The sequence below is a fragment of the Streptomyces sp. NPDC096193 genome (genome assembly GCF_040302905.1).
Taxonomy (GTDB): Bacteria; Actinomycetota; Actinomycetes; order Streptomycetales; family Streptomycetaceae; genus Streptomyces.
In genome coordinates, this window is record NZ_JBEOSJ010000001.1 from 183,534 (window position 1) to 207,966 (window position 24,433).

23 protein-coding genes are annotated in these 24,433 nt (G+C 70.5%); 8 read left to right on the plus strand and 15 right to left on the minus strand.

Annotated elements, in window-relative coordinates; genetic code table 11:
- The first annotated feature begins 14 nt into the window (after positions 1–14).
- The gene (locus ABTX78_RS00865) at positions 15–920 is read left to right on the plus strand and encodes a cation diffusion facilitator family transporter (RefSeq protein WP_352204657.1); all 906 of its coding nucleotides are present in this window, start codon (positions 15–17) and stop codon (positions 918–920) included.
- A 37-nt stretch (positions 921–957) separates the two neighbouring features.
- Here the strand turns inward: ABTX78_RS00865 and ABTX78_RS00870 are convergent, their stop codons facing one another.
- The 6 genes from ABTX78_RS00870 to ABTX78_RS00895 form a co-directional block, all read right to left on the minus strand.
- Positions 958–1,530, minus strand: coding sequence for a DUF6328 family protein (locus ABTX78_RS00870; RefSeq protein ID WP_352204658.1), 573 nt, complete (start codon positions 1,528–1,530; stop codon positions 958–960).
- A 39-nt stretch (positions 1,531–1,569) separates the two neighbouring features.
- Complete coding sequence (locus ABTX78_RS00875) at positions 1,570–2,361, minus strand: SigB/SigF/SigG family RNA polymerase sigma factor (protein ID WP_352204659.1); 792 nt, start codon at positions 2,359–2,361, stop codon at positions 1,570–1,572.
- 248 nt (positions 2,362–2,609) lie between these two features.
- A complete protein-coding gene (ligD, locus tag ABTX78_RS00880; RefSeq protein WP_352204660.1) occupies positions 2,610–3,512 on the minus strand; it encodes a non-homologous end-joining DNA ligase in 903 nt (300 codons plus the stop codon).
- 40 nt (positions 3,513–3,552) lie between these two features.
- Positions 3,553–5,397 (minus strand): transketolase, encoded by a 1,845-nt coding sequence (locus ABTX78_RS00885; RefSeq protein ID WP_352204661.1) that lies wholly within the window; start codon positions 5,395–5,397, stop codon positions 3,553–3,555.
- Position 5,398: 1 nt separating this feature from the next.
- Entirely contained in the window at positions 5,399–6,724 is a 1,326-nt protein-coding gene (locus tag ABTX78_RS00890; protein ID WP_352204662.1) for an NAD(P)/FAD-dependent oxidoreductase, read from the minus strand.
- Between the two features lie 89 nt (positions 6,725–6,813).
- Entirely contained in the window at positions 6,814–7,035 is a 222-nt protein-coding gene (locus ABTX78_RS00895; RefSeq protein WP_352204663.1) for a DUF6458 family protein, read from the minus strand.
- A gap of 365 nt (positions 7,036–7,400) precedes the next feature.
- Here ABTX78_RS00895 and ABTX78_RS00900 point away from each other — a divergent pair, with 365 nt between their 5' ends.
- Positions 7,401–7,820, plus strand: a complete 420-nt coding sequence (locus tag ABTX78_RS00900) for a CBS domain-containing protein (RefSeq protein WP_352204664.1) — start codon at positions 7,401–7,403, stop codon at positions 7,818–7,820.
- Positions 7,821–7,857: 37 nt separating this feature from the next.
- Complete coding sequence (locus ABTX78_RS00905) at positions 7,858–8,403, plus strand: type 1 glutamine amidotransferase domain-containing protein (RefSeq protein WP_352204665.1); 546 nt, start codon at positions 7,858–7,860, stop codon at positions 8,401–8,403.
- A 140-nt stretch (positions 8,404–8,543) separates the two neighbouring features.
- Here ABTX78_RS00905 and ABTX78_RS00910 read toward each other — a convergent pair whose 3' ends face one another.
- The gene (locus ABTX78_RS00910; RefSeq protein WP_352204666.1) at positions 8,544–8,807 is read right to left on the minus strand and encodes a DUF6158 family protein; all 264 of its coding nucleotides are present in this window, start codon (positions 8,805–8,807) and stop codon (positions 8,544–8,546) included.
- A 580-nt stretch (positions 8,808–9,387) separates the two neighbouring features.
- Here ABTX78_RS00910 and ABTX78_RS00915 point away from each other — a divergent pair.
- The 3 genes from ABTX78_RS00915 to ABTX78_RS00925 all read left to right on the plus strand — a co-directional run bounded on the left by ABTX78_RS00915 (position 9,388) and on the right by ABTX78_RS00925 (position 13,213).
- Positions 9,388–10,215 carry a VOC family protein gene (locus tag ABTX78_RS00915; RefSeq protein ID WP_352204667.1) on the plus strand — a complete coding sequence of 276 codons (828 nt, stop codon included), beginning with the start codon at positions 9,388–9,390 and terminating at the stop codon, positions 10,213–10,215.
- 198 nt (positions 10,216–10,413) lie between these two features.
- Positions 10,414–10,791: an ANTAR domain-containing protein gene (locus ABTX78_RS00920; protein WP_352204668.1), complete on the plus strand. Its 378-nt coding sequence runs from the start codon at positions 10,414–10,416 to the stop codon at positions 10,789–10,791.
- Positions 10,792–10,912: 121 nt separating this feature from the next.
- Positions 10,913–13,213, plus strand: a complete 2,301-nt coding sequence (locus tag ABTX78_RS00925) for a SpoIIE family protein phosphatase (RefSeq protein WP_352204669.1) — start codon at positions 10,913–10,915, stop codon at positions 13,211–13,213.
- Between the two features lie 134 nt (positions 13,214–13,347).
- Here the strand turns inward: ABTX78_RS00925 and ABTX78_RS00930 are convergent, their stop codons facing one another.
- Positions 13,348–16,311: a HAMP domain-containing protein gene (locus ABTX78_RS00930; protein WP_352205012.1), complete on the minus strand. Its 2,964-nt coding sequence runs from the start codon at positions 16,309–16,311 to the stop codon at positions 13,348–13,350.
- A 317-nt stretch (positions 16,312–16,628) separates the two neighbouring features.
- On the opposite strand from ABTX78_RS00930, the gene ABTX78_RS00935 reads away from it, so the two are divergent.
- Positions 16,629–17,507: a SigB/SigF/SigG family RNA polymerase sigma factor gene (locus ABTX78_RS00935; RefSeq protein ID WP_352204670.1), complete on the plus strand. Its 879-nt coding sequence runs from the start codon at positions 16,629–16,631 to the stop codon at positions 17,505–17,507.
- On the opposite strand, the gene ABTX78_RS00940 is transcribed toward ABTX78_RS00935, so the two are convergent.
- From ABTX78_RS00940 to ABTX78_RS00960, 5 genes are all read right to left on the minus strand, one after another.
- Complete coding sequence (locus tag ABTX78_RS00940; protein WP_352204671.1) at positions 17,467–17,844, minus strand: ATP-binding protein; 378 nt, start codon at positions 17,842–17,844, stop codon at positions 17,467–17,469. The genes ABTX78_RS00935 and ABTX78_RS00940 overlap by 41 nt on opposite strands.
- A gap of 77 nt (positions 17,845–17,921) precedes the next feature.
- Complete coding sequence (locus tag ABTX78_RS00945) at positions 17,922–18,317, minus strand: STAS domain-containing protein (protein ID WP_352204672.1); 396 nt, start codon at positions 18,315–18,317, stop codon at positions 17,922–17,924.
- Between the two features lie 214 nt (positions 18,318–18,531).
- Entirely contained in the window at positions 18,532–20,067 is a 1,536-nt protein-coding gene (locus ABTX78_RS00950) for an MFS transporter (protein WP_352204673.1), read from the minus strand.
- A gap of 156 nt (positions 20,068–20,223) precedes the next feature.
- On the minus strand, positions 20,224–21,453 hold the full coding sequence (locus ABTX78_RS00955; protein WP_352204674.1) for an FUSC family protein: 1,230 nt from the start codon (positions 21,451–21,453) through the stop codon (positions 20,224–20,226).
- A gap of 24 nt (positions 21,454–21,477) precedes the next feature.
- Positions 21,478–21,717, minus strand: a complete 240-nt coding sequence (locus ABTX78_RS00960; protein ID WP_352204675.1) for a CDGSH iron-sulfur domain-containing protein — start codon at positions 21,715–21,717, stop codon at positions 21,478–21,480.
- A gap of 172 nt (positions 21,718–21,889) precedes the next feature.
- Here ABTX78_RS00960 and ABTX78_RS00965 point away from each other — a divergent pair, with 172 nt between their 5' ends.
- Complete coding sequence (locus tag ABTX78_RS00965; protein WP_352204676.1) at positions 21,890–22,927, plus strand: NAD-dependent epimerase/dehydratase family protein; 1,038 nt, start codon at positions 21,890–21,892, stop codon at positions 22,925–22,927.
- An 86-nt stretch (positions 22,928–23,013) separates the two neighbouring features.
- Here the strand turns inward: ABTX78_RS00965 and ABTX78_RS00970 are convergent, their stop codons facing one another.
- Together ABTX78_RS00970 and ABTX78_RS00975 are read right to left on the minus strand one after the other, a co-directional pair.
- Entirely contained in the window at positions 23,014–23,694 is a 681-nt protein-coding gene (locus ABTX78_RS00970) for an HAD family hydrolase (RefSeq protein WP_352204677.1), read from the minus strand.
- A 41-nt stretch (positions 23,695–23,735) separates the two neighbouring features.
- A complete protein-coding gene (locus tag ABTX78_RS00975; protein WP_352204678.1) occupies positions 23,736–24,341 on the minus strand; it encodes a flavodoxin family protein in 606 nt (201 codons plus the stop codon).
- Positions 24,342–24,433 lie beyond the last annotated feature (92 nt).

The window sequence follows — 24,433 nt, forward strand, 5'->3', positions numbered from 1 at the left end:
ATACGGTGAGGACAGTGGATCGCCAACAAACCGACGCCAGGACCCGGATCACCGTGCTGGTCGCGCTCGCGGCCAACCTGGTGATCGCCGCCGCCAAAGCGGTCGGTGGGCTCGTCACGGCGTCGCCCGCACTGCTCTCCGAGGCGGCACACTCCGTCGCGGACAGCGTCAACGAAGTCTTCCTGCTGGTCGCACTGCGCCGCAGCCGCCGCGCGCCCGACGCCCGCCATCCGTTCGGCTACGGCAAGGAGCGCTACTTCTGGTCGCTGCTGGCCGCCGTCGGCATCTTCGTCATGGGCGGCTGCTTCTCCTTCTACCAGGGCATCCACGCGCTCGGCGAGGACAAGCGGGAGTCGCACGCCGGCTATCTCGCGGGGCTGGCGGTACTCGCCGTCGCCCTGATCGCCGAGGGCAGTTCACTGGTGCGCGCGCTCTACCAGTTGCGCAGGCAGAAGGAGGGCGCTGCCGATCCCGCCCTGCGCACGGTCATCGCCGAGGACAGCACAGCCGTGCTCGGCGTGCTGCTCGCGATGGCCGGAATGGGACTCCACATGATCACCGGTCAGGTCGTCTGGGAGGCCTCGGCCTCGCTCGCGATCGGACTGCTGCTCGTGTACGTCGCCTACCGGCTCGGGCGCGAGGCCCGTGACCGGCTGATCGGCGAGGCGGTCACTCCCGAACTGCGGGAGCGTCTCAGTGACTTCCTCCACGGTCAGCCCGAGATCGACAATGTCGCGGAGCTGCTGACCATGCGGCTCGGGATGGACTCGACGCTGGTCGCCGCGCGTGTCGATCTGACACCGGGGTTCGACAGCGAGGAGGTCGAACTCGTCTGTGTGCGGATCAAGAGGAGGATCGCCGCCACCTGGCCGCAGGCCGACCATGTCTTCCTGGACATCACGGAGGCGCCCGCGGCCTGAGGGGACCGGGGCGTCCGCGGCGGGGACGTGCTCGGTGTCAGCCCTCTCGACGCCTGGTCGGGCCGGAGCTGGTGAAAGCGTCGCCGGGCCGGCGCTCCGGCTTGTCCGGCTGGGACCGCGCCTCGTCGGCGTGCCGGATACGGGCCCAGACCGGCAGAAGGAACCAGCAGATGACGAACCAGAGAACCATGGCGGCCACGAGCCAGAGGGCCAGGGAGTTGTGCAGGGCCACCCGCAGGATCAGCAGCAGAGCGGACGCCATGGTGCAGAGCAGGAGGACGAGCCCGAGGACGGTGAGGCGGGAGGCCCACTCCACCGTCTGCGGCTTCAGCCGTTTGCCGGTCAGCAGCCGATGGAAGGAGACGGGCCCTATCAGCGCCCCGGTGGTGGCCGCACCCAGCAGGACGGTCGCCACATAGATGTTCTGATCGGTCTCCGACAGACCGGTGAACCGGGGCTGGAAGACCACGGTCAGCAGGAATCCGAACAGGATCTGGACACCGGTCTGGGCGACGCGCAGTTCCTGGAGGAGATCGGCCCACTTCCTGTCGGCCCTTTCCTCCTCCGTCTCCTCACGGCCGCGATCCCGGTCGGCCTCTGTCTGCGCCATCGGGAGCCTCCCGTCCCGTCACGGATCCGCACCCCCGGCTTATGCGGCGTCCTGCATGATTTCCCTGCGCAGTCGGTCGCAGGAATGGCTGATGAGCCTCGACACGTGCATCTGGGAGATTCCGAGGTCCTCGGCGATGCTGCTCTGCGTCATGTCCCGGAAGAACCGCATGTAGAGAATGCGCCGCTCCCTCTCGGGAAGACAGCGCAGTTTCGGTTTGACGGCCTCGCGGTCGATGATCACGTCGAGTGCCGGGTCGGAGGTGCCCATGGCGTCGGCCATCGTGTGGCCGCGCTCGGTGCCCGGGATCTCCGCGTCGAGAGAGAGGGTGCTGAAGGATCCGATGGCCTCCAGTCCGGCTCTCGTCTCCTCCAGCGAGAGGCCTGCCCTGGCCGCGATCTCCTCCTCGGTCGGCGCGCGGCCCGAGACGCTCTGGGCGAGCTCGTGCTGGGCGGTCCGGACGCGGTTGCGCTGGTCCTGGACCCGCCGCGGTACGTGCAGTGACCACATGTGGTCGCGGAAATGACGCTTCACCTCTCCGGTGATCGTCGGCACGGCGTAGCTGACGAAGGCGCAGCCGCGAGCGGGGTCGTACCGGTCGACTGCCTTGACCAGACCGAGGGCCGCCACCTGGCGCAGGTCCTCCATGGTCTCGCCGCGGTTCTTGAACCGGCCGGCGAGGCGTTCCGCCATGGGAAGCCAGGCGTTCACCAGGTCCTGGCGCAGTATGTCGCGCTCATGGCCCGGGGGAAGTTTGGAAAGCCGGTCGAATGCGTCCTGGGTGTCAGGGGCATCGGTGTGCATGTGCTTCGTGCTCGCGTGTGTGCGCATGGTGCGCGCCACTCCCTCACGGTGCGAACGGGAATGATGGCGTCCATGGGCCGGTGGACTCGCTCACGCCGGGGCGTGATTCCACTCCATGGACGTGCCTCCGGTCCGAAGCACAAACTGCGCCTGCCCCTGTCGCATCGCGTCAAACGCGGCGTCCCCCGGCCGATTTCCTTAATCCTTCAAACATAAACGCGGATGGGTCGGCGGAGTGCGCATCGCCGCCTCCTCGGGAAATTCCGGACCCGAATTCAACCGAGGGAATCAAGCCGCCTGCGCGCGGCCGCCAGCGACCGGCCCCGGGACAGAACCCCTTCCCACGGTTTGGTCCGCGCCTGTTCCAGAGCGTCCGTCACCGTCCAGCGCCGCGCGGTCAGTTCGGGGTCCTTCAACTGCTCCCAGGTGATCGGAGTGGCGACGGGCGCCCCCGGCTTCGCTCGTATCGAGTAGGGCGCGACGGCCGTCTGGGCATAGGCGTTGCGCTGGACGTCCAGATACAACCTGCCTTCCCGGGCCTTCTTCCGTACGGCCGTGGTCAGCCGCTCCGGATCGCGCTCGGCGAGCTTCTCCGCCACGTCGTGGGCGAAGGCGCGCGTCTCGTCGAAGTCCGCGTCACCGGCCAGCGGCACGATCACATGCAGTCCCCTGGACCCCGTCGTCATCAGCGCCGACGGCAGCCGGAGCTCGTCGAGCAGCTCACCCAGCTGCCGGGCCGCCCGGCGTACGGCCTCGAAGTCGTCCTCGGCGGGGTCCAGGTCGAAGACCATCCGGTCGGGCCGCTCCAGCTGCTTCACCTTCGACTGCCAGCGGTGGAAGGTGAGCGTGGCCTGGTCCGCGAGGAAGAGCAGGGTGGCCGTGCTGTCGCAGACCGGGTGGACCACGGTCCCGTCTGCCTTGTCCACCTCCACGCGGTGGATCCACTCCGGGTAGCTGTCGGGTGTCTGCTTCTGCATGAAGCGCAGGCCGCCGATGCCGTCGGGATGCCGTTCCAGCATCAGCGGCCTGTCCTTCAGATGGGGGACCATGAAGGGCGCGATGCTGCGGTAGTAGCCGACGACGTCCTCCTTGGTGAGGCCGTCGTCGGGGAAGAGCTTCTTGTCGGGCCGGTGGATCTCCACGGTGTGCTGTCCGGCCCGCACGCTCTTCGTGCTCATCGTGCCTCCCTCGTCTCCTGTACGGCAGCGGCAGGCGCGGTCAGCGCACCACGGCCTCCTCCACCAGCAGTTGCACGGCGGCCGCGATCGACTCGGCGTCGATGCCGGAGAGATGCAGCTGCTCCGCGGAGGTGGCGGAGCCCGGCATGTTCTGCACACCGAGCCGGATCAGCCGGGGCAGCGGGCGGCCGTCCGACAGGGCCGATGCCACGGCGTCCCCGATACCGCCCTGCGGCCGGTGGTCCTCCACCGTCATGAGACAGCCGGTGGCCTCGGCCGCCTCCTGGAGCGTCGCGGCGTCGACCGGCTTGACCGAGTAGAGATCGATGACGCGGATGCCGATCCCCTGAGCCTCCAGCAGATCGGCGGCCCGCAGTGCCTCGTGGACCGTGACACCGGCGGCGACCACGGTGACCCGGTCATGATCGCCGGAGCGCAGCACCCGCGAGCCGCCGACGGGGAAGTCCTCGTCGGGTCCGTACAGCACGGGTGTCTCGCCCCTGCTGGTGCGCAGATAACCGATGCCGGGCAGGTTCGCCATCGCCTCGACCAGCCGCGCGGTCTGGTTGGCGTCGCACGGGTACAGCACCGTACTGCCGTACACGGCACGGAACATGGCCAGGTCTTCGAGCCCCATCTGGGAGGGACCGTCCTCCCCGATCGCGACACCGGCGTGCGAGCCGACCAGATTGATCGCTGCGTGGGAGACCGCCGCCATCCGCACGAAGTCGTAGGCACGGGTCAGGAAGGCGGCGAAGGTGGACGCGAACGGGATGTAGCCACGGGTGCGCATCCCCACCGCCGCCGCGACCAGCTGCTGTTCGGCGATGTAGCACTCGAAGAAGCGGTCGGGGTGCTCCTTGGCGAAGGCGGCTGTGCGGGTCGAGTCCGCCACCTCACCGTCCAGGGCCACGACCTCCGGACGTACCGAGCCGAGCGCGGCGAGCGCCTCCCCGAAGGCATCACGGGTGGCGACCGAGGTGCCGACGTCGTACGCCGGCGTGTCCACCCGGCCGCCGCGTGATCCGTACAGGACGCGCGCCGCGGGCGGCGCCGCCACGTCCACCGTGATGAAGCGCGGGCCGCCCAGTTCCTCGATGGCCTTTTCGGCGTCGGGCAAGGGCTTGCCGTGCTTGCCCTCACGGTCCTCGACGTCATGGACTCCGCGTCCCTTGCGGGTCCGGGCGATGATCGCGGTCGGCTTCTGGATGGTCGACTCCGCCTCGGCGAAGGCCGAGTCGATGGCGCCGACGTCGTGGCCGTCGATCTCGATGGTGTGCCAGCCGAAGGCGTGCAGCCGGCGGGCGTAGGCGTCGAGGTCCCACTCGTGGCGGGTGGGCCCGCGCTGCCCCAGCCGGTTGACGTCGATGATCAGCGTCACGTTGTCGAGATGCTCATAGGCGGCGTGCTCCACGGCCTCCCACACAGAACCCTCGGCCATCTCGCTGTCACCCGACAGGACCCAGACGCGGTAGGGGATCTGGTCGAGCCGCTTGCCCGCGAGGGCCATGCCGACACCGACAGGCAGCCCCTGACCCAGCGAGCCGGTGGCCACGTCGACCCAGGGCAGACGGGGTGTCGGATGTCCTTCCAGGCGGCTGCCGAGCCGGCGGAAGGTGAGCAGTTCCTCGTCGTCGATGACGCCCGCGGCGCGGTACATGGCGTACAGCAGCGGTGAGGCGTGCCCCTTGGAGAGGATCAGCCGGTCGTTGCCGGGATGGTCGGGCTGCGCGAAGTCGTAGCGCAGATGGTTGGCGAGCAGTACGGCGCCGAGGTCGGCGGCCGACATGGAGGAGGTCGGGTGACCCGACGATGCGGCATCGGCGGCGCGGACGGCGTCCACCCGCAACTGCTGCCCGAGTTCCGCGAGTTGGTCGTTTCGCATCTCAATGCTCCTTGGAGGAACCGCCCGAGACCTTTGCCAGCTCCGGTGAAGCGCTGTCCAGCGGGACCGACCAGGAGCGCACGAGGCCCAGCTGGACGGACTGGCGCGGCAGGGCGGCATCGAGCAGCCAGTCGGCCGCGACGCGTGCGCGATTACCCGGCATGGCGGCGAGGTGGTAGCCGCGGGTGACCGCTCCGGCGAGCGGTCCGGACAGCGGTATGCCCAGCGGGTTGGCGGCCGCCTTCACGCCGCCGAGGTCGACGAGGAATCCCAGATCGTGGTGTTCGTACGGGCGCTTTTCACCGTGGCCGAGCGAGGCGGCGACGTTGTGACCCGCCAGCTTGCCCTGGCGTGAGGCGTGCTGAGCCGTCATCGGTGTGTACTGGCCGGGCCTGGTCGCGTCGGGCACGGCCGCGGCGTCGCCGCAGGCGAAGACCTCGGGGCGGCCCGGAACCCCCAGATCGCGCTCCACGAGCAGACGTCCGCGCTCCACGGGCAGTCCGACGTCGGACACCAGCGGATCGGGGCGCACGCCCACGCACCAGATGAGCGTCCGGGTGGGGACGAACTCCCCGTTGTCCAAGTGCACGCCGTCGCGCGTCGCTTCGCGGACCGAGGTGTTGGTGCACACCCGGACGCCCCGCTCGCGCAGCACCCGGTCCGCTGTGCGGGAGAGCCTGCGGTCGAGTTCGGGCAGGACGCGGTCGGCGATGTCGAGGAGCATCCAGCGCGGCCGGCCGCCGACGCCCTGCCCGGACTGCTTCCGGGCGAGGGCGTCGGTGAACAGCTGTCCCTGCGCGGCGACTTCGGTGCCCGTGTATCCGGCGCCGACGACCACGAAGGTGCGACGTGCGACGTCCTCCTCGGTGAAAGGCCCGGGGCCCGCCAGCTCGATCTGGCGCGTGACATGGTCACGCAGGTACAGCGCCTCGGGGAGACCCCGGAAACCGTGCGCGTGCTCGGCGACGCCGGGCACGGGCAGCAGCTTGTTCACGCTTCCCACAGCCAGGACGAGGCGGTCGTAGCGCAGCTCGCCGCGGCCGTCCTCCGGATCCGCGTAGTGGACCGTACGCCCATCCAGATCGACGCGGTCCGCCTCGCCCAGGACCAGCCGCACTCCCGGCAGCGTGTCAAGCAGCGAGACCGTCACCCGACGGGGTTCCAGTATCCCCGCGGCGACCTGTGGCAGCAGCGGCAGATAGAGGAAGTAGTCCGTGGGGTTCAGCACCACGATCTCGGCCTCGCCCCGAAGGGTCCGGGAGAGAGAGCGGGCAGCTTGGTAACCGGCGAATCCGGCTCCTACGACGACGACACGGGAACGATTCACGATCGACTCCGGCGCTGGAGTATGGACTGGTGAACGGCCTCTCGAGTGCCCGTGAGACCCCCCGCCAAACCCGGCGGCCGCGTGTTCCGTCACTCGTACGGGCGGCGCTCCTCGGTCACCACGGGCGTGGTCGGCGGTACGACGACGCGCCGGCGCTTGGCGATGCTGCTGAACGTGACGACCCCGATGATCCCGACGGCCATCAGAATCAGGCCGATCACATCGAGGTTGGCGCCTTTCATCTCCCAGTCGGTGGCGAATGTGAGAATCGCACCGACGGCGATGAGGATGATGCACCCACCCAGGCCCATCTGACTCACCTTCCTGTACGGACGGTTGGTCTTCCGCGAGTACCCCCGGAAGGGCCCGTCATACTTGCGGAAGGCTTGCGGAACGGCGTGGGCCGGCGGCCGGGAATCGGCCGCGGGACGACTTCGGGTGCGGACCGCCGTCCGCACCCGAAGCACCCCTCATCCCTTTTCCCATGGCCGCTCGGCCCGTCCAGCGGGTCTCCGCGCCGATCGTCCTCAAACCCCTCGATCCGCGCTCGCGTCGATCCCCGATCCCGCGCCCCCTCCCCGCATACAACGGCCTACGGCGGGTACTGCGGGGCGCGACGGACGCTGTCCGGTCCCCTGCCGGCCCACGGCAGGACCCGCGGAGAAAGCGAGGAGCCATGGCACAACTCGTGCGGGAAGTCATGACGGCCGGTGTGGCCGCTGTCCGCCCGGACGCCTCCCTCGTCGAAGCGGCGCGTCTGATGCGCACCCTGAACGTGGGCGATGCCCTGGTGGCCGACGGCGACCGGATCGTCGGCGTCGTCACCGACCGCGACATCACCGTGCGCGCCGTCGCGGACGGGATCGACCCGGTGACCGTCAGCGCGGAGTCCGTGTGCACGGCGGATCCGGTGTGTATCGACCCCGACGCGGAGGTCTCGACCGCCGTACGGCTCATGCGGACGCACGCGGTGCGTCGGCTGCCCGTGGTCGAGGACGGCCGTCCGCTGGGGATGGTGAGCGTCGGGGACCTCGCCGTGGCACAGGACCCGGAGTCAGCACTCGCGGACATCAGCATGGCCGAGGGGAAGCCCTGACCGGCTCCCCGGCCGTCCCATCGAAGGAGCGACACTCATGAAGATCGCATTTCTCGTGGCGCCCGAAGGCATCGAGCAGGTCGAACTCACGGAGCCGTGGCAGGCCGTCAAGGCCGCGGGCGACACTCCGAGCCTTGTCTCCACCCAGTCCGGCCGTGTCCAGGCCTTCAACCATCTCGACAAGGCGGACACGTTCCCCGTGGACCAGGTCGTGGGCGAGGCATCCGTCGACGAGTTCGGCGCTCTCGTGCTGCCGGGCGGAGTCGCGAATCCGGATGCCCTGCGTATGGACGAGCGGGCGGTCGCCTTCGTCCGCGCGTTCTTCGACGCGGGCAAGCCCGTCGCGGCCATCTGCCACGCCCCCTGGACCCTGATCGAGGCGGACGTGGTCGGCGGCCGGACGGTGACCTCCTGGCCCAGCCTGCGGACGGACCTGCGCAACGCCGGCGCCACCTGGGTGGACGAGCAGGTGCAGGTCTGCACGTCCGGCCCGAACACCCTGATCACGAGCCGTAAGCCGGACGACCTGAAGGCGTTCAACGCCGCGTTCACCGAGGAGTTCGCCAAGGTCTCGGCCGGCTGACGAACCGCCCGTACGGCGGCCGCCGGGCAGGACATTAACGGCCGGCCGCCGGGCAGGGCGCTACCGGCCGGCCGTGCTCCCGTTCAGCGGGAAGCGCGGCCGGCCCGTCCCTGCCGTGGCCGCGGCCGACCGCCCACCGCTCACCCCGCGTCCGGCCCGGCCTCCGACCGTTCCCGCGCACCCGCCCGCGTCCTACCCGGTGACACCGAGCGCTCGGGGTGGCGGCGCAGATACTCCTCCTCCAGCTGCGCCATCCGGGTGGTGTGTGCGGTGAGTGCGGCGGGCGAGCCGTGCAGCAGTGTGTCGTGCCGGCTGCGGTGGATGGTCTCCAGCTCCCGGATGAGCTCCTGCTCGCCGAGGCTGCCGGCGTCGATGCCCCTGGGCTCGTTCTCGGCCTGCGTCATGACAGCCGTGCTCCTTCCGTTCGGCGGTTGCCGTGTCGGTCCTGTGCAGACAGGTACCCACCCCGACCCACTATCCGGCCCACGTGTGGACGGCCCGTGCAACTCGGATCTCTCACGCTCCCTGAGCGCCCCGGACCTGCGCCGGTGTCCGTCAGGGCATGGACCGGGCCGACGAGGCGGACACCGGCCGCCCTGTGCGCTCAGCCCGCGGCCTGCCGCGGGCTGAGCGCACAGGGCACGGACGAACACCGGCAGGGCCGCCTACGAGGCGCTCATGGCCCCGGAGACCGTGCGAACGCGGAGGTCTCCCGCGGGCCGCCGGGCGACTGCCCCACGTGCCCGCTCGGCGGGCTCGGCGCCCTGCCGCGCGGGCCGTACCAGGACGAGGAACGCGCCTGAGCGCTCCGCTGCCCGGCGCCCGGCCCGGGTCCCGGTGCCCCGGTGCGCGACTCGCGGGGAGGCGGACCTGAGGGGACTATGAGGAGGAGCCGGATCCCGGCTGCACCCGCCCCCTGGCCCGCGGCCGCACGTTTCGGGGCACGTCGAGGACGCCGCGTAACCTCAGGACACGAGTGTTGTGATGGACAAGAAGAGATTTGCCCACGCCGCCGGCACAGCGTCGAGCGCGGACATGGTCGGCACACCCTGCTGGGTCAGCCTCATGGCCCGCGACCTGCGCGCCTCCCAGGAGTTCTACGGCGCCGTCCTCGGCTGGAAATTCCGCCGGGCGGCCCTCGGCGACGAGTTCAGCGTCGCCTTCTCCGACGGAACGCCGGTCGCCGGCATCGGGGCGCTGGCGCCCCGCCTCCAGGTCGCCGTCGCCTGGACGCCGTACTTCGCCGTCGCCGACGCGGACGTGGCGGCCTCACGCATCCGCGAGCGCAGCGGCACGGTCGCCGTCGGCCCGCTCGCCTTCTCCCTCGGTCGCGGAGCCCTCGCCGCCGACCGTGAGGGTGCCGTCTTCGGCATCTGGGAGGGAGCGCTCCTGCCCGACTGGCAGTCCGGCCACAAGGACGCTCCCGCCTGGCTCCTGCTGCGCACCCGCAACGCCTTCGACGCCGCGATCTTCTACGGCGAGGTCCTGGACTGGGCCGGGGACAGCCCGGGCGGCTGCGAGGTCAGCTACGAGAACGACGAGGTGGTTCTCCTCAACAACGGTCATGTGCTGGCGCGGCTGAACTCCGGCGCGGTGGAGGCGGCACCCGACCCGCTCGTCAGGCCCCGCTGGGACGTGCACTTCCCCGTCGCCGACCTCGACGCCACGACACGCGCGGTCCGCGACCACGGCGGCACGGTGATGGCGGAGCGGCTGACCCGCGAGGGCAGGGACGCCGCGATCCGGGATCCCGACGGCGCCCTGTTCACCCTCACCAGCCGCACCGAGACGGGAAGCGGCGCCGGGAGCTGATGGGCCCAACCTGCCCGGCGCCTGCGCTTCCTCGCGCGAAGGGAACGTGCTGAGGGGGTACCGCGGTCCGGCGGACCGAAACACGTCGGGGTGGACGGACCCGGAGGTGGGCGTGTCCTCCCCGGCCGTGGGAATGAGCGGAATGAGGATGCCGTCCACCGTGCGGGACGGCTCGACCTGGCCGGAAGGGATGCGGGCATGTCGGGGATGAGTGACGAGCAGGCGGGCACCGAGAACACCGCCGGCGCGTCATGGGCTGCCTCGGACGAGGAGCAGTACCGGGCCGTGAGCGCGGAGGCCGAGTCCGCGGAGCTGCGCAAAGAGGTCGACGGACTGCGGCAGGCGCTCGCCTCGCACCCGGTCATCGACATGGCGCGAGGAATCGTCATGGCCACCGCGGCCTGCACACCGGAGCAGGCCTGGCAGCTGCTGGTGGACGTCTCCCAGCACAGCAACGTCAAGCTGCGCGAGGTGGCCCGGCACATCGTGGACAGCGTCAACGGACCGCCGCCTCCCCCGGCCGTACGCACCGCACTGCGCGCCGCGATCGCGGCCCTGCCCGGGCGCACCGGGTAGGGCGCAGCGGCCGGGCTCGTGAGGGCCCTCGCAGGCAGTGCCGCTCCGGGCCCGTCCCCGTAGAATCCGCAGCGGGTGCGCTCACACGGTGTCGCGCCTCTCTGCCGGGATGGGAGAGTCCGTGAGCACGTCCGCACAGGGTCCTTCCGGCGCAGGCCGGGAGCGGGAAGATCTGTCCGCGGCCGTGGCCGAGCTGTCCGCGCGGAACGCGGATCTGCGGGCCGAACTCGTGCGACGGCATCTGCTGGACCTGGCGACCGGAGTACTGGTGACCCGGCTGGCCACCTCCCCCTCCGAGGCCGCCGAGCAGCTGGCCCGGCTGGCCGCCGAAACCGGCCTGAGCACGGAGGACTTCGCCGCCGACGTGGTGAACGGCGTCGCGGGTACGGTCGCGGTCACTGCCCCGCCGGCCACGGCGGTCCCGTCGCCCGACGCGTACGCCGACAGGGGACCGCACGGCGACGAGGCGCGCCGGATGCGTCGTGCGATGACGGACGCGGAGGCCCAGCACACCGTCGAGGAGGCCGCCGCCTCCCTCCTGGACGGCGCGCTCAGGCCTCTGGGGGTGCAGAGCCTGTGGCTGTGGCGGCGGACCGGCTCGGGATGCCTCCAGCTCGCCGGGCACGCCGGCGTCGGGGCCACCGAGGCGTCGCAGTGGCGGTGGATCCCGCCGTCGCTTCCCGCGTCGTTCCGGCCGGCTCTGCTGGAGGGCTCGCCGGTCTGGCTCTCGGCGGGTCCGCCGCCCGACGAGGTGCTGCCGGGCCCGGCGCCGCAGGCGGCGCGTGCGGTGCTGCCCCTGCGGCTGAGGGGTACGACCGTCGGGGTGGCCCTTGCGGTCTGGCCCGACCGCGCCGAACTCGACGGGCCGGTGCGCCGCGCGCTGACCGATCTGATGGACGTGGCCGCGCGGGTCCTGACGGCTCCGGTGTGGGAGCCCGCCCAGCTGCCGGCGCTGGACGAAATGCTCGACGCGATGGCCCACCCCGCGCTCACGCTCGTACGCGATCCGGAGACGGGGGCTCTCGCGGTCGAGCACCTCAACCAGGCGGCTGTGGAAGCCCTCGGCGTCGCGGGACACACCACCGGTCAGCTGCTGAGCAGGACGCTTCCCCTGCTCCACGCGCCGATCGCGGAGCTGGCCGAGCTGGCGCACTCCACCTCGTCGCTCCAGCGGGCCTCCAGGCTGCCCGCGGTCGATCACGCCGACGGGGCGGTTCCGCTGCTCGATGTGCGGGTGCTGCCCGCCGGGGCGGAACGGACCGTCGTCCTGTGGCACAGCAGCACCGACCGGGGCACGGCTGCCACCCGTGCCGTCGCCAGACTCCAGGGCGTCGCACCGTTCGAGGACAACCTGCTGACCGGCACGTCCACATGGGGCGAGCAGGCGTACGGCATCTTCGGGGTCCCCAGGGACGCGCCCCCGGTCCCGCTCACGGAGCTGTACCAGTGGGTCCATCCGGAGGACGACGAGGACCTGACCGAGCTGCTGCGAACCCTCAGCCGGCGGCGCAGGGGCGCCGCCACGGTGATCCGTGTGGTGCGGGACGACGGCCGGCAGCGGCATGTGCGCATCACCGCCGAACCGCTGCTGGACCAGAGGGCTCTCATCGGGATCTCCGGCATCTACCAGGACGTCTCCGCCGAGTTCCACACCGAGGTGGCCCTGTCGGCGACCTTCGACCAACTGACCGCCGTCCAGGCGCAGGCGGCCCTGCGTCATCGCCTCGCGCTCCAGCTCCAGCAGGCGATCGTTCCGGAGATGCCCGCCCTGGAGGTACTGCCCGGACTCCAGGCCACCGCCCGCTACCGGCCCGCGATTCAGGAGTACCGCGTCGGGGGCGACTGGTACGACGTGCTGCCTCTGCCGGACGGGAAAGTCCTCGTCGCCGTCGGGGACATCGCCGGGCACGGCATCGACTCCGCCACCGGCATGGTCGCCCTGCGCAACGCGCTCCGCGGTCTGGCCTTCACCGGCCACACGCCCGGACGTCTGATGTCCTGGCTGAACGAGGTCACGATCCACACCCAGGGACGCCCGACCGCGACCGCCGTGTGCGCGCTCTACGACCCGGCGGATCGCACCCTGCGCTGGGCGAGCGCCGGCCATCTGCCGTTGCTGCTGCTCCGCGAGGGGCACGCGCAGTTGCTGGTCCCGCCGAAGAACATCCTTCTGGGGGCCACTCCGGACGCCCGGTACGAGGAGATCACGACCCAACTGAAGCCGGGCGACACACTGCTGCTGTTCACCGACGGTCTCATCGAGCGCCGCCGCGACGCCCTCGACGAAGGCCTCCAGTCGCTGCTGCTGACGGCGGAGGAACTGGCCGGGCGGGAGATCGACGACCAGGTGGACCGGCTGCTGGGCGCCGCGACGGGCGACACCGACGACGACACGAGTCTGATCGCGGTACGGGTGCTCTGATCGCGGTACGGGTGCGCTGAACGTCCGAGGGCCGCTTACAGGCGCCGGGCTACAGGCGCCCCGTCCGCAGGCGCTGGGCTTCCGGCGGTCCCGTCCGCAGGAGCCGGGCTGCCTGCGGTCCCGTCCGCGGGTGCTCACTCCCGGGAGCCGCGGCCGTCCCGGGCCAGCAAGCTGCGGATCTTCGTCATCAGATAGTCCGTGTCCACCGGCTTGGCCACGTAGTCGTTGGCTCCCGCGGCCAGCACCTCGGCCCGGTCACCGGGCATGACCTTGGCGGTGACCGCGATGATCGGCACCTCGGCGAACCGGGGGATTCGCCGGATGGCGCCCATCGTGGCGATGCCGTCCATGCCGGCCATCATCACGTCCATCACGATGAGATCGACGTGCTCGTGGGCTTTCAGTATCTCGATCCCCTCCTGGCCGCCGGCCGCCTGGAGCACCAGCATCCCTTCGTGCTCCAGGACTTCGGCGAGGGCGAAGACATTGCGGGTGTCGTCGTCGACCACCAGCACGGTGGCGCCCGGAACCCGGCCATCCGTCCGCGGGAGGGTCCGGGTCTGCGCTTCCGCCCGTTCCGCCGTGGCGGGCACCCGGGGTGCGGCCAGGGCGTGGACCGGCAGATAGAGCGTGAAGCGGCTGCCCTCGCCCAGGGTGCTCTCGGCGGTGATGGTGCCGCCGAGGAGCTGGGCGACCTCGCGGCTGATGGAGAGCCCGAGGCCGGTGCCGCCGTATCGCCGTGATGTGGTGCCGTCCCCCTGCTGGAAGGCCCCGAAGACGGTCTGCAGCCGGTCCGCGGGGATACCGATGCCCGTGTCGGTGACCCGGAAGGCCAGGGTCGCCCCGCTGTCGCGCAGGGCGAGCGGAAGTTCGTCCGCGTCGGCGTTCTCGATGCGCAGTTCGACCCGGCCGCGCTCGGTGAACTTCAGCGCGTTGGACAGCAGATTGCGCAGTACCTGACGGAGCCGGGACTCGTCGGTGGTCAGCTGGGCGGGTATGTCCGCGGCAGCCGTGACCCGGAACTCCAGCTCACGTTCGCCGGCTACCGGCCGGAAGGTCGCCTCCACGTAGTCGAGGAGCTGCGCCGGCTCGAACGCCTCCGGGTGGACGTCCATCTTTCCCGCTTCGACCTTGGAGAGATCCAGGATGTCGTTGATCAGCTGGAGCAGGTCGGAGCCGGCCGAGTGGATGACCTCGGCATAGTCGACCTGCTTCTCCGTGAGATTGCCCTCCAGGTTCTGGGCGAGCAACTGGGCGAGTATCAGCAGGCTGTTGAGCGGTGTCCGCAGCTCGTGGCTCATGTTGGCGAGGAACTCGGACTTGTACATCGAGGTCCGCGAGAGCTGCTGCGCGCGGTCCTCCAGTTCCTGCCGGGCCTGCTCGATCTCCAGGTTCTTGCGCTCGATGTCACGGTTGCGGTCGGCGAGCAGTGCCGCCTTCTCGCGGAACGCCGCGTTGGAGCGCTGGAGTTCCTCCTGTCGTGACTGCAACTCCGCCGAGCGGGTGCTCAGTTCGGCGGTGAGGCGCTGGGACTGCTCCAGCAGCTCGTCGGTGCGCAGATTGGCGATCAGCGAGCTGACGTTGACCCCGACGGTCTCGATGAACTGGTCGAGGAAGTCGCGGTGGATGCGGGTGAAAGGGCGCAGGGCGGCCAGTTCGATGACCCCCAGCACCTGGTCCTCGACCACGATGGGGAGGACGAGGAGGCTGCTCGGCTCCATGCTGCCGGAGCCGGAGGCGATGGTGGCGTATCCGGGCGGAAGGTCGTCGACGGCGATGGTGCGCCGGCTGCGGGCGGCCTGTCCGACGAGCGACTGCCCGAACAGGAAGCGGCGCGGGCCGGCCGAGGGGTCGTCGGGCGAGCCGTAGGCGGCGGTCATGACGAGTTCCGGACCGCGGTCGCTCTCGTGGGTGAGGAAGAACCCGCCGTACTGCGCCGAGACCAGCGGCGGTACGTCGTCCATGATGAGTTCGGCGATGGCCGGCAGGCTGCGGGTGCCCTGCATCAGGCCGGACACGCGGGCCAGGTTCGTCTTCAGCCAGTCCTGTTCCTCGTTGGCCCGGATGGTCTGCCGCAACGACTCGACCATGGCGTTGATGTTGTCCTTGAGGTCTCCGACCTCGCCGGGCGCCACGACGGTGATGGACCGCGTCAAGTCGCCCTCGGCGACCGCGCTGGTCACCTCGGCGATGGCGCGGACCTGCCGGGTGAGGTTCTGGGCCAGCTCGTTCACGTTCTCGGTGAGGCGTTTCCAGGTGCCGGAGACGCCCTCGACCTCGGCCTGGCCGCCGAGACGGCCCTCCCGGCCGACCTCGCGGGCCACTCGGGTGACCTCGGCGGCGAACGAGGACAACTGCTCGACCATGGTGTTGATGGTGGTCTTGAGCTCCAGGATCTCCCCGCGCGCGTCGACGTCGATCTTGCGGCTCAGGTCACCGCGCGCGACCGCCGTCGTCACCTGGGCGATGTTACGGACCTGGTTGGTCAGGTTGTTCGCCATGGAGTTGACGTTGTCGGTGAGGTCCTTCCAGGTCCCGGACACACCGCGGACGGTCGCCTGACCGCCCAGGTTTCCCTCTGTCCCCACTTCTCTGGCGACCCGGGTGACCTCCTCGGCGAACGAGGACAGCCGGTCCACCATCGTGTTGATGGTCTCCTTGAGCTCCAGGATCTCCCCGCGGGCGTCGACCCTGATCTTCTGGGTGAGGTCGCCGCGCGCGACCGCGGTGGCGACCTGCGAGATGTTGCGGACCTGGGAGGTGAGGTTGTCCGCCATGGTGTTGACGCCGGTGGTCAGCTCCCGCCAGACGCCGCTGACCCGGGGCTCGCGCGCGTGGCCGCCGAGCAGGCCCTGGCCCCCGACCTCGTTGGCGACGCGGGTGACCTCGGAGGTGACCAGTGACAGTTGCTCCACCATGCCGTTGTAGACGATCGCGATCTCGCCCAGGAGACCCTCGGCGTCGTCGGGCAGCCGGGCGGACAGATCGCCGTCGCGTACGGCCGTGAGCCCCGCGAGCAGCTTGCGCAGCCCCTCCTCGCTGAGCTGGGCAGCGGGGGGCGTCCGGCGCGGATCGGGCGTCCGGTCCGGCACATCCATCATCGACCTCGCCTGTCATGGTGCACGGCGCCGCACCGGCCGCGCCGTGAGAGGACTGCCATGGGGTTGACCGTGGTGAACGGCGGTTTTCGACTCCACTGTGGCACGCCGCCATTCCCGCGACACCCGGAACTGCGTACAGATGTTCCCCTCCGGGCGGCGGCCCGGCCCGTGCCGTCCCGTGGGGCGTCCGGGCAGCCACACATCCCGGCCGAAACATCGCGAAGCGACTAAAATGGGACTTTCTCAGCAGGAAGCTCAGACGACGGTCCCGTTGTATCCGACAGCGCCGGCCTCCGCCCCGTCGAAGGAGCCCCATGTCCAGCACCCTCGCCGTTCCGGCGACCGTGGAACTCCCCGACCCCGGTTCCGTCAGCACGGCGGACGCCAAGGAACTCTCGGCGGCACTGTTCGAGCGCATGGCGACGCTGGACGAAGGAACAGCGGAGTACGCCTACGCCCGGAACACCCTCGTCGAGCTCAATCTCAGCCTGGTGAAGTTCGCCGCGACCCGGTTCCGCAACCGGGCGGAGCCCATGGAGGACATCATCCAGGTGGGCACGATCGGGCTGATCAAGGCGATCAACCGGTTCGACACCGAGCGCGGCGTGGAATTCGCCTGCTTCGCCCTGCCGACCATCGTGGGCGAGATGAAGCGCTTCTTCCGTGACACCAGCTGGGCCGTCAGGGTGCCGCGCAGGCTCCAGGAGCTGCGGATCGACCTGGCCAAGGCCGTCGACGTGATGGAACAGGACCTGGGACGCCGGCCGACGACCGCCGAGCTCGCCGAACGGCTCGCCATCACCGAGGAGGAGATCGTCGAGGGCGAGCGGGCGTCGAACGGCTATGTCGCGCGTTCCCTGGACGTCCCGGCGAACGAGGACGACGGCACGGTAGGAGCCCTCACCCGCAACCTCGGCTGCGAGGACAGGTCCTACGACATCGTGGACTGCCTGGAATCCCTGAAGCCGCTCATCGCCGCGCTGGACGAGCGGGACCGGCTCGTACTGTCCCTGCGCTTCGGCGACGAGCTGACGCAGTCGGAGATCGGCGACCGTCTCGGCCTCTCGCAGATGCATGTATCGCGTCTGCTGGCCCGCATCCTCGGCACGCTGCGCGACGGACTGCTGAGCGACGAGCCTCCCGCCGAAGGCCCTACCGAGCCCGCGTTCCCGCCTCCCGGTCCGGCGACGTGACCTGGACCCAGACGATCTTTCCGCCGTCCGTCGCGGCCCAGCCCCAGCTCTGCGACAGACGCTCCAGCACGATCAGTCCGTGACCACCGGGCAGGGACACCTCCCTGGGCCGCGGATGCGGCGGCTGCGCGCTGGGGTCGGCGACCTCGATCCGCAGACCGTCGGGGCCGTGGTGCAGCACCAGCTCGGTGGGTCCGCCGGCATGCAGACACGCGTTGGTGGCCATTTCCGAGACGAGCAGCAGCACATCCTCGACGACCGCTCCGCGCTCCCCCACCGCCGGCGTCCATCCCCAGTCGTCGAGGGCTTGGGCGGTGAAGTCGCGACATCGGCTCACCACGCCCCTCGTCCCGAACAGGGCGAGACGACGTGTCTGCCCTTGTCCACGGAGGCTTGCACCCATCAGATCCTCCGCTAGGTCGGCCGCTCGTCCGCCAGAGCCTCGTCCAGGCCGGCGTACACCCGGAACACCGCATGGGCACCGGTGATGTCGAACATGCGTGCCACCGGAGGCCGAAGCGCGGCGAGCTCCAGGCGGCTTCCTGCTTCGCGCGCCGTCAGACGCGCCCGGAGGAGGACGTTCAGGCCGGTCGAGTCACAGAACTGCAGATCCCCGCAGTCGACCACGACACGCTCGGGAGCGGCCGCCAGACACTGCTGAAGGGCCTCACGCAGGGGCTCCGCGGTGTCGTGATCGAGTTCGCCCGTGAGCAGCACGACCACGGTCGTCCCGCCGGGGCGCACCTCGACGCCGAAGCGTCCGTCCGTCGCGTCCTCCCCCGGTGGCTGCCCGGATTCTCCCGAGACCATGGGGCTCTCCCGCCTTTCTGCCGTGAATCCGGCCGCCCACCCGCACCGGGTGCGCGCCGCGTGGAGACCGGCAGAACGCACCCGTCGCCGCCGGTGGGACAGCGCTCCCGGTGCTTCCCCGGATGTACGCAAAGTGCCCGGCAAGCCTGCCTCAAAACGCGCCGACCGCGTACCGGCCCGGGAGAGCACGGCGGACGTACCTCCTGACGCCCGGTCACACGGCCGGCGCGCTCGGCGGCCCACCGGGCTCCGTCGGCCGCAGCTCACCGCCCTTGTCCCGCAGCTCGCCGCCCTTGGCCTTCACCGCGGAGAGCGGGGTGGCGATGTCCTCCAGGGACTTCTGCTCGGCGGCCACGGCGAAGAACACCGCCACCAGGCCGGCCAGCACCATCAGCGTGGCTCCGATGCAGAAGGCGAGCACGGCGTCGGCGACGACTCCGCTCTCCGTCAGTTCGGCGAAGATCAGCGGGCCGGAGATTCCACCGGCCGCCGTGCCGATGGCGTAGAAGAACGCAATCGACATGGCCCGGGTCTCCATCGGGAAGATCTCGCTCACCGTGAGGTACGCCGAGCTGGCACCCGCCGACGCGAAGAACAGCACGACGCACCAGCACAGGGTCATCGTCGTCGCGTTGAGCCAGCCGGCCCCGAACAGCCAGGCCGTGACGAACAGCAGGACGCCGGAGAGGATGTAGGTGCCCGCGATCATCGGACGCCGGCCCCAGGTGTCGAACAACCGGCCCAGCAGCAGCGGGCCGAGGAAGTTGCCGAAGGCGATGACGGCGAAGAAGTAGCCGGTCGTACTGCTGGAGACATCGAAGAACTTCACCAGGATCGAGCCGAAACCGAAGGTGATCGCGTTGTAGAGGAACGCCTGGCCGATGAAGAGCGCGAAGCCGAGGGTCGCCCGCCGGGGATAGTCGCGGAAGACGCTTCTGCCGATCTCGACGAACCCGATGCTGCGCCGCTGTTCGATGGTGATCTCGGTCGCGGGTTCCGGCAGCGGCCGTCCGGTTTCCTCCTCGATCTCGCGCTCGACCTGGTCGACGAGTTTCTCCGCCTCCTTCGACTGCCCGTGGATGAACATCCAGCGCGGGCTCTCCGGCACATGGCGGCGTACGAGCAGGATGACGAGGCCGAGGACGACACCGAGGGCGAACGTCAGCCGCCAACCGAGGTCCTTGGGGAAGATGTCGGTGTTCAGGGCGAGGACCGACAGCAGAGCGCCGCCCATGGCGCCGAGCCAGTAACTCCCGTTGATGATCAGGTCGACGCGCCCGCGGTACTTGCTGGGGATCAGCTCGTCGATGGCCGAGTTGATGGCCGCGTACTCACCGCCGATGCCGAAGCCGGTCAGGAAGCGGAAGAGGAAGAACCACCAGACGGAGAACGAGACGGCGGTCAGCGCGGTGGCCGCGAGGTAGACCGCGAGGGTGATCAGGAACAGCTTCTTGCGGCCGTAGCGGTCGGTGAGCCGGCCGAAGAACAGGGCGCCCGAACAGGCGCCCGCCACATAGAGGGCCGCGGCCATGCCGGTGACCTGGGCGTCGCTGATCGCCAGTCCGCTGCCGTCCTCGGAGAGCCGGCTCGCGATGTTGCCGACGACGGTCACTTCCAGACCGTCGAGGATCCACACGGTGCCGAGACCGATCACGATCATCCAGTGCCAGCGCGACCACGGCAGCCGGTCCAGTCTCGCGGGGACCTTGGTGGTGATGGTCCCGGTGGCCGCTTCTCCGCCAGAGCTCATGGGCAGTGCCTCCTCGGGGGCGGTCTTCCGTTCACCGCCCATGACGCCGCATGCGGGTACCCGAAGGCCAAACCCGGTAAACGGGGCCGTACACAGCCCGTGGGCCCGGTTCTTGGGGGCGACCAGGCCGACGCGGCCAGAGGGGGGACGGCCGGGTCAGCGGGCCGCCCGTACGCGCTCGCGCCGCCGTTCCTTGACCCACTCACGGGCCGCGGCGATTCTCGGGTACTTCTCGCGCTGCTCCCGCGCGGCGCGGTCGAGCTCCTCCATGAGGCGCTGGGAGCGGTGTTCCGGGGCGAGTTCGTCGAGGATGCGGTCGATCTCGGTGAGGAGCGCGCCGTGGAGCTGCCAGTGGCGCGGATGGCGCTGCACGCCCTCGAGGAGCAGCTGGGCCGCCCGTTCGCGACGGCTGGCGGCCGCCGCCAGGTCCCCGGCCAGCCGGGTCTCCGCCGCCTCGGCCGCCTCGCTCGTCTGTGTGGTGACGAGAACGGCGAAGCTGACGAGGGCGTCGGCGGCATGCCCCAGCAGATCCTCCAGTTCGCGGCCCACCTCGGGGGGAAAGAGGTCCTCCTCGTCCCGTGCCTTGGCGAGGTCGGTCATGGTCCTGGCGAGGACGCGCAGGACGACCGCGCAGATCTCCAGGGTGTCGAGTCCGGTCCGCAGCACGACGCGGTGCAGCAGCCCTTCCTTGACCCGGGGGTTGAGCCTCAGGCTGTCCTCGGCCTGGCGCAGGGCGGCGTCGACGTCGGCGATGTCGTGGTCGAGGCGGCGTGCCTCGTGGAGCCGCGCCGCGGCGTCCGCGACAGGCGTGGGGGTGGTCAGCTCCTCACCGAGCCTCAGCAGCAGTTGCCGCATCCGCCGGGCCAGATCGGAGATGGACTCCCCCGCCGTGCTCACCCACACCGGTGGCACGAAAAGGACGTTGAACAGCAGCCCGACGGCGGCGCCGATGACCGTTTCGAGGATGCGGTCCCAGGCGGTGTCGGCCACCTGCGTCACCCCGAGGACGAGCATGGCGCTGATCGCGACCTCGGGGACGAATTCACTCACCCGGACCATCCGGCCGACGACCAGGGACGCCAGGATGATCAGCCCGAGGCTCCACCAGCTGAGGCCGACGAGCACGCTGAAGCCGATGGCGAGGAGCACACCCGCGACGACCGCGTTCACGCGTCGGACGCCGGTGGTCAGCGTGGAGTACAGGGTCACCTGGACGACGAGAAGGGCCGTCAGGGGTGCGGTGAGCGGGGCCGGTTCGCTGCTCAGCTGGAGGGCGACGATGTAGGCGATGGTGGCGGCCGCGGTCGAGCGGACGGTCTGGACGACGACAGGCTCGCGGTACCGGTGGAAGAGTTCGACGACCGGCGTTCGTGCAGATTCGCGCATGTCAGGCACGTGGACCGGGCGCGCTCACCGCTTGGTGCGACGTCGGTGGCTGGTGTCGCACCAGGGGTAGGTCCGACTGCGCCGGCAGGTGCACACCGCGACCGTGAACCGGTCGGACGTCACCGTGGTGCCGTCGTCGAGGACGACCTCGACCGGACCTTCGACGAGCACCGGGCCGTTCTCGGTCACGGTCACACGGCGCGGCCGCTCGGCCGCCTCGTCGTCCCGCCGGTCCGTCGGGGGCGGCTCGTTCGCGTTCCTCATGTGACTGAGGTGCCCGTTGAGATCGCGCCGTCACAGGGAGCGGCAGTTTTCAGATGAACCTACAACTGGGCCGATCCCCCGGGCGGCCTCGTTTCACCGGCAGCGTGTGGGGGACTCGGAGCGCGCGGAGGACATCCCTCCCCGATACGGCCCCAACAGTACGGAGTGCCTGATGAGCACCGAAACAGGACTGCGGGTGGTGGTCACCGGAGCCACCGGGAACGTCGGCACGAGTGTGGTGAGGGCCCTCGGCACCGACCCACAGATCGCCTCCGTCCTCGGGCTGGCGCGCCGGATCCCCGACATGACCGCTCCCGGGACCACCTGGGCGTCCGTCGACCTGTCCGAGACGTCGGCGCCGGACGCACTGCGCCGCCATTTCGCCGATGCCGACGCGGTCATCCATCTCGCCTGGCGCTTCCAGCCGACGCACGACCCCGTGGTCACCTGGCAGAGCAACGTCCTCGGCTCACTCGCCGTGTTCGACGCCGTCGTGGCCGCGGGCGTGCCCGCCCTGGTCCATGCCTCATCGGTGGGGGCGTACTCCCCCGGCCCGAAGACCGCCCCCGGAGTCGACGAGTCCTGGCCCACGCACGGCTGGCCCGACGCCGCGTACTGCCGGGAGAAGTCCTACCTCGAGCGGGTCCTGGACACCTACGAGCGGCAGCACCCGCAGATCCGGGTCGTCAGGATGCGGCCCGGATTCCTCTTCAAGGAGACAGCGGCGAGCGAACAGCGCCGCATCTTCGGCGGCCGCCATCTGCCGGGGCCGCTGATCCGGCCGGACCTGCTGCCGTTCGTACCGGACCTGGAGGGACTGCGCTTCCAGGTGATGCACACCGACGACGCCGCCGAGGCCTACCGGCTGGCGCTGCTGAACGACGTGCGCGGCGCGTTCAATCTCGCCGCCGATCCGCCGGTCGACGCGAAGGTGCTGGCCGGACTGCTGGACGCCCGGATCGTACGGCTGCCCCGCCGGGCGGTACGTGCGGCCGTTGCTGCGGCCTGGGGACTGCACGCCGTGCCGGCCTCGCCGCATCTGTTCGACGCGGTGCTGCGACTGCCCCTGCTGAACACGACCCGCGCGCGGGAGGAGCTCGGGTGGCGGCCCGAGTGGTCCGCGACCGAGGCGATCGAGGAGTTCCTGCGCGGGGTGCGGAAGGGTTCCGGCGAGGCGACCGCACCGCTTCAGGGGCACAAGGCGGCCTGAGGCGCAGGGTCGAGCAACACAGCGCCGCGATCGGCCTGGCACGGCAGCGCGCCCGGAGCAGCGGGGTGACCGGGCCGACGGCCCGCTCAGCCGCTCCGGCGTTGCTCGATGTCCGCGATCGGGCTGCTGCCCAGCTGTTCCAGCAGGTCCGCGGCGTTCCGGTACACGGCCCTCGCGCCGGCCTTCTCCAGATCCGCCCGTGGGATGCCGCCGCTGAGCACCCCCACCCCGACGACGTTCGCGGCTGTGGCCGCCTTCATGTCCCACACGGAGTCGCCGATGAACACGGCTCGGTCGGCGGACACCCCGGCGAGTTCCAGGGCCTGTTCGATCGGTTCGGGGGCGGGCTTGCCCTGCTCGACATCGTCGGCGCTCGTCGTCGCGGTGATGGCGTCGTCAGCGTCGATCGCGCGCCGCAGAGCGGCGAGTTCGTCCCCAGCCGCCGAGGTGGCGAGTACCACCTTCCACCCGGACTCGGCGAGCTCCCGCAGCAGATCGGGCGCCCGCTCCAGCGGCGCGAGGCGGTCGAAGAACGTTCCATAGAGCACCTTGTGTGCGGTGATCACGGTCTCGTCCCCGTCGGTGTCCCGGTCGTCCCCGAGCAACCGGGTGACCAGGTCATGGCTCGGCAGACCGAGAGCCCGGTGGATGTCCCACATCTCCACCCGGTGGCCGGACTGCCTGAACGCCTCCCACCAGGCCGTCACATGGAGGTGGTTGGTGTCGGCAAGGGTGCCGTCGACATCGAAGACCGCCGCGCGATCCATGGACTGCTCCTTCTTCCGCTCAGGGGTGCCGCTCGGCAGGTCTACCGCTCGGGTACGTCGAGCGGGTGGGCGATCAGCGCGTAGGCGGTCCGGTACAGATTGGCCGCCATCGTGCGTCCGGTCCGGTGGGACCACTCGTGCCCGCGTTCGTCGTCGAGATAGTCGGGGCCCGGCCCGGGGCCGAGATGCCAGTACGTCCACGACTGCCCCGGGATCGTGTAGCCGATGTCGCCGAGCGCGCCCGTGATCTCGCTGATGACATGGTGCGCGCCGTCCTCGTTGCCCGTGACCACCACACCCGCCACGCGGTTGTAGGCGACCGGCCGCCCCTCGTGGTCCTGCTCGGACGTCAGCGCGCTCATCCGTTCCAGGACGCGCTGCGCCACGGACGAGGGCCTGCCGAGCCAGGTCGGCGAAGCCACGATCAGGATCTGCGCGCCGAGCAGCTTCCGGAGCACCGCAGGCCATTCGTCCCCGTCCCCCGTGTCCGAGACGACCCCGGGCCTGATGTCCAGGTCGACCGCACGCACATACTCGACGTCGCAGCCCAGCTCGATGAGTCGGTGGCCGACCACCTCCGCGAGGGCGTGAGTGTTGGAGGGGTCGGGCGACCGCTTGAGGGTGCAGTTGACGACGAGTGCCTTCATGCAGCCTTCCTTCCCCGCGAGCGGGCGTCCGGACGGGTGAATCCGTTCCGGGGCGACCGGTGCGGGGGCTTTCGGAACCACCGTGGCGGGCG